Source organism: Mycobacterium sp. (assembly GCF_049683355.1).
In the GTDB taxonomy this organism is placed as follows: domain Bacteria; phylum Actinomycetota; class Actinomycetes; order Mycobacteriales; family Mycobacteriaceae; genus Mycobacterium.
In genome coordinates this window covers 1-4,654 of record NZ_JBAUJB010000474.1, presented here as the reverse complement: position 1 = coordinate 4,654, position 4,654 = coordinate 1, and the positions used below count along the sequence as shown (strand labels likewise).

The window sequence follows — 4,654 nt, the reverse complement described above, 5'->3', positions numbered from 1 at the left end:
GGTGGTAAGGGTGAAAAGGTGCGGTAAGAGCGCACCAGCGTTCCGGGTGACCGGAGCGGCTAGGTAAACCCCACCCGAAGCAAGGCCAAGAATGTCGCGTCGCGAGGCGCGGCAGCGCAGGCGTTCGAGGGCTGCTCGCCCGAGTCTGCGGGTAGGCCGCTCGAGGCACCCGGTGACGGTGTGTCCAGATGGATGGTCGCCGCCTCGCCGCCGTTCACGCGGCGGTGAGGGACAGAATCCGGCTTACAGGCCAACTCATCCGCCCTAACCCCCTGAACTGCATGTTCAGCGGGTGGGCGTTGTCCCCGTCCGCAGTGCGTCCGCAGTAGCACCGAGCACCGAGTCGATCGCGTCTCGCGTGCGGTCGTCGGAATCGGGCCACAGGTGGCTGTAGGTGTCCAGCGTCTCGACCGCGCTAGCGTGCCCGAGACGCGCTTGAACGGTCTTCACACTCTCGCCGTGCCGAATCAGCAGCGAGGCGTAATAGTGCCGCAGTGCGTGTAATCCGGTGCCCGTCGGCAAACCCGCTGTCTTCACCGCCGGACGCCACTTGTGCCCGAACGTCTGCCGGGTGATCGGCTTACCCGCCAGGGTGAACACCAGCCCATCAGGCGCCGGCGGGAACGCCGCCAGATGCGCCGCCACCGCGTCCACGACCACCTGAGGCAGGGGGATTGTCCGACGGCTCGCGTTCGTCTTCGGTGGCCCGAATTCGGGTGGCTTTCCCGCCATCGTGACCAGTTGCCTATCGACGGTCAGCGTTCGCTCCAAGAACCGCACGCGGTCGACGGTCAACCCGAAGCACTCGCCCTGGCGCATACCCGTTCCGGCCGCGAGGGTGACGAGTGCTCGTAGTTCCGCGGGCAGGGCGTCGCGGACCGCGTTTACCTGGTCGTGGTGAGCGGCACGATCTGAGCACGCTGCACCTTCGGCAGTTTCGACCCGTCGCACGGATTCGCGACGATGCGCCGGTCCCGGATCGCCGCCTTCATGATCGTGGACACGACGCCGATGGTGGCCGGCGCCAGGTCGAGACCCTTCACCCATGCCTGTATGTCGCTGGGAAGGATCGACGAGAGGGCGCGATCGCCGAGAGCTGGGTAGGCGTGCCGTCGCAACATGGTTTCGATGTGCGCGCGGGAGCTGGGCCGCTGCACCTGCATCTGCCGCCATCGCTCTGCGTAGTCGCGGAACGTAACCTGGCCCGCCTTTGGGTCGACGTACTGCCCGGTGACGACCGCCGCCGTAACCTCGTCGAGCCACCGCTGAGCGTCGACCTTGCGGGCGAAGCCTCTGGCGTGTTCGCGAAACGCGCCGTCGACTCCAACGAGTCGCTGGTGGGTGCGGGCACGGTGGCCGCCACCCGGGCGCTGCTCGGGCTGCCGGTTCTGGTGTCGAGCGCGATGCCGGCGGGCGGAATCCTGATCGTCGACCGGGCTGCGGTCATCGGCGCGCAGTCACCGGTGCGGCTGGCCCGCTCCGACGACGCCTACTTCTCGTCCGATTCGGTCGGTGTCCGTCTGACGTGGAGGTCCGGGTGGTCGGTGATGCACCCGGCGCGGGTCGTGAAGTTGACGACAATCCCGCCGGCGCCGTAGACCGGCTTGCGCCGACAACCCCCGTTCCCTTTTCTCCGGCAGGGGTGTCGCGCGCACAACGGGTGGCGGCGGCCGGGGCTGCTGTGGGTCCGGCCGCCGCCTACCCCCCCACGACCAGGAGGCAGGGCGCATGACTGAGCCAGTAGAGCCGCCGGCGCCGCTGTTGACGCCGGCGGACCTGACCAACTTCGCGACCATCCCGGCCGTCAAGGCGCAAGAGATGATCGACGACGCTATTGGGGAGGCCGCGTTTCATGCGCCCTGCATCCTGGACCCGAACCTGGATCCGGGTAAGCGCGCGTTCGTCAAGTCGAAGCTGCGCGGCGCCGTGCTGCGCTGGAATGAGGCCGGCACCGGCGCCGTCGTCACGCAGAGCACCATGTCCTACGGGCAGACGGTCGACACTCGGCAGCCACGTAAAGGCATGTTCTTTCAGGCTGAAATCGACCAGCTGAAATCGTTGTGCCGCACCGATGAGGGTGGCGCGTTCAGCTTCGACATGTTCCCGCCGGTGCGGCTGCTCGACGCGCGGGAAGCGTTCGAGCGCGACGCCGACATCTGGTGATTCCGCACGCCGGCGCGGGCCGGCGTCGTGGTCCTGGTCCTCGCCGTCGGCGTGGGTGCGCCGTTCTGGGCGCGCGTGCCTTCATGCTTGGCCGGTGTCGAAGCGCGCTGAGTACATGTTCGCGCTCTACTCGGGTTCGGTCGCCGAGCCAGGCGACTGCAACCCGTATGCCGGCGGCGAATCGCTGGTGCTGCCGCAACTGTGGATGCGCGGGTATATGCGGATGCTGCGGGTCCGAGTCTAGACCGGACCCGCGATGCAGACGTATCGCGCCGCGCGCCATGCGCTCGGGGGAACTGACCCCGGAGGCAGGCCGGCCTAGTGCCACTTCGCGGGTCGCGTCCACTGCTTGCCTGTGGCCGCATCCACCACTGTCGCAGGAAGCTGGCTGCTACGGATCTTCCTCATGCCGATATGGAATGACGCAGGCATCAACGTCGCGAGTTCGTTGGAGACGCGGCGTGGTGGAAATGCAGCGGCGATGAAGAGGGCGGGATTTAGCTGCCGCGCAAGCCGGACACCGGGGGCAAGGTCGCTGTCGGCCGAGACGATCAGCGCCGCGTCGGTCAGCTTGTTGGCAGCGTCGGCGACGAGATTGACAGCGATGTTGACGTCAGTCTCTTTCTCCTCGTAAACGGTCCACGAGTTGCCGCACCGCCGGCAGTTCTTGCTCTTCGACTGGTAGCGCCCTTGAACTACTTCGATCAAGCCAGGGTTCTGCGCCACCAACGCGGCGAGGTAGTCCTGCTGGTTCGACAGCCCGGCAGCATCGTTAAGGACCGGCGCGGTGAAGTACATGACCTTGGTCAGTACGCTCTGCGGCCGGAGGCTTTGCGCGAGGGCGCCTAGGTCCAGCCAAAGATGCCTCCGAGCGGTCGCCTGGTGCAGACCGTGATACAGGTTGAAGCCGTCGACGTAGACAGCCAGCGTCTCAGCCACGGCAGCCACCGCCCACACGCCAGAGCGCCATATGGGGAATGACTTCACCCTGTAGATCAGTTATAGTGTTCACGTAACCCCGCCGCCGTCTTCGGACGGTTGGCCCGACGGCCCTTCTTCGGAAGGGCCGTTTTTGTCGGTGTCGCCACTCGTCTCGTTAGCCTGGTGCTTTTCCGCGTAGTCGGCGAGCATGTCGACGACCTCGTAGAAGAACTGGCGGTCCTCACCGCGGAGGTTGAGCGGGTTGACGTTGACCGTCAACGACATGGTGCCGCCCGTTTGCAGCTTGACGCTGGTTTCGTACTCAGACTTCGGGCGCGGCGTCGTCTCGACGCGCTCGGCAGCGTTACCAGTGCTGCCGCCGCTGTTGCCGCCGTTGCTTGCCCGTTTCTTCGGGCTCTTGCGCCTCTGACCTGGTGACCCGGATCCCGGCCGGGTGCTCGGAAAGTGAGGGCTGAGCGGAATGTCGGCACGCCGTGCGGCATGTAGAAAAAACGTCACTGCTTTGCGGCGCGTGTCGGCGCCGTCGATCCCGTATGTGTCACGGAAGCATTCATGGAGCTGCTGCTCTGTGCCGTTCTGCGAGGACACCGCGAGCGCGTCGGCGTAGTACTTCTCGACCAGCACGCGCAGGTATTGCTTGCGGGCGGTTTCGTCAGCCACAGCGAAATCCACAAACGCGGGCTGGACCTTGCGGTCGTCGTCGATCATGCCGAAGGTGCGCAGCGTGGCCATGAGGTTGACCTGATCAGAGCCCGATTTTGTGCCCATAAGCGACCGATCGATCGCTGGCGGTAGCGGATGAGCTGCCAGCTCGCCGACGAAGTTCCACAGGGTGGTGAACGGCAGGTATGGCGGTTTGAACCCCCCGCGACCGTCATCAGCCATGTCGCTCTTCCTCTCCTGCATTCGGTCTGGCAGTGACTCACTCTACATGCCACAAGAACATGCCACAAGCCACGGCGCGGTAGATACTTCTTTACCGACGAAATGGCATGCGCGAGGATCATCGGTATGGGAATTCACGCAGGTATGAGGGTGCAGGTCACAACCGCAAGCGGCGAGCAGGTGCCGATGATTTCGGTGAGCGACGAAGTGCCCGGCAGAGATATGCCAGTGGTGTGGGTGTCTTCGATCGACGAGTACCGGGTATCTCAGGACGCCGCATATCGAACGCCGTGGCCTTCGCAGTATGTGAGGCCCGATGAGGTAGGTGCCTGAGCGCGGCGGGGCGCGTGCGGCGCACCGGCAGTCCGTCCGCAGTTCGTCCGCAGTAGGTTCAGTAGCCGCCATCGACCACCAACGGAGCCAACGCTCTGAGCTGCCTATTCCGGATCAGCCAACACAGCTCACGAATGCAAACGCGCAGGGGTCATACTCCGGCTTACAGGCCAGCTCATCCGCCCTTCACGGCGACCAAGGGCTGTCAGGACTTGCGGACCGCCTTGTCCAGCTTCTCGAGTGCGTCGTCGAGCTGGGCTTCACACCGCTTCGCCAGGTCGCTCTCCTGCTGATAGAGCAGCCCGTAGGTGAAGGTGTCCTCGCCGGCGGC

Annotated in this window: 8 protein-coding genes and 1 other RNA gene; 4 read left to right on the top strand and 5 right to left on the bottom strand. The window is 65.4% G+C overall.

The features are described 5' to 3' along the window. Positions 1–262: RNase P RNA component class A (gene rnpB, locus WA944_RS26720), an RNA gene on the top strand; the annotation flags it as partial. A 23-nt stretch (positions 263–285) separates the two neighbouring features. Here rnpB and WA944_RS26715 read toward each other — a convergent pair. Both WA944_RS26715 and WA944_RS26710 read right to left on the bottom strand, forming a co-directional pair. Beyond that, complete coding sequence (locus tag WA944_RS26715; protein WP_526372889.1) at positions 286–819, bottom strand: site-specific integrase; 534 nt, start codon at positions 817–819, stop codon at positions 286–288. Between the two features lie 65 nt (positions 820–884). After that, positions 885–1,163, bottom strand: coding sequence for a hypothetical protein (locus tag WA944_RS26710; RefSeq protein ID WP_526372888.1), 279 nt, complete (start codon positions 1,161–1,163; stop codon positions 885–887). Between WA944_RS26710 and WA944_RS26705 the strand changes: the two genes are divergently transcribed. The 3 genes from WA944_RS26705 to WA944_RS26695 all read left to right on the top strand — a co-directional run bounded on the left by WA944_RS26705 (position 1,107) and on the right by WA944_RS26695 (position 2,407). Then, positions 1,107–1,598 carry a phage major capsid protein gene (locus WA944_RS26705; protein ID WP_526372886.1) on the top strand — a complete coding sequence of 164 codons (492 nt, stop codon included), beginning with the start codon at positions 1,107–1,109 and terminating at the stop codon, positions 1,596–1,598. The genes WA944_RS26710 and WA944_RS26705 overlap by 57 nt on opposite strands. Positions 1,599–1,761: 163 nt before the next feature. Next, positions 1,762–2,163, top strand: coding sequence for a hypothetical protein (locus tag WA944_RS26700; RefSeq protein ID WP_526372885.1), 402 nt, complete (start codon positions 1,762–1,764; stop codon positions 2,161–2,163). Positions 2,164–2,257: 94 nt separating this feature from the next. Beyond that, positions 2,258–2,407, top strand: coding sequence for a ribosome modulation factor (locus tag WA944_RS26695; RefSeq protein WP_526372883.1), 150 nt, complete (start codon positions 2,258–2,260; stop codon positions 2,405–2,407). A 74-nt stretch (positions 2,408–2,481) separates the two neighbouring features. Here the strand turns inward: WA944_RS26695 and WA944_RS26690 are convergent, their stop codons facing one another. The 3 genes from WA944_RS26690 to WA944_RS26680 all read right to left on the bottom strand — a co-directional run. After that, positions 2,482–3,102 (bottom strand): NYN domain-containing protein, encoded by a 621-nt coding sequence (locus WA944_RS26690; protein ID WP_526372882.1) that lies wholly within the window; start codon positions 3,100–3,102, stop codon positions 2,482–2,484. Positions 3,103–3,171: 69 nt separating this feature from the next. Then, entirely contained in the window at positions 3,172–3,990 is an 819-nt protein-coding gene (locus WA944_RS26685) for a hypothetical protein (RefSeq protein WP_526372881.1), read from the bottom strand. Between the two features lie 538 nt (positions 3,991–4,528). Beyond that, the coding region (locus WA944_RS26680; RefSeq protein ID WP_526607762.1) for a hypothetical protein at positions 4,529–4,654 on the bottom strand (126 nt) is incomplete at its 5' end.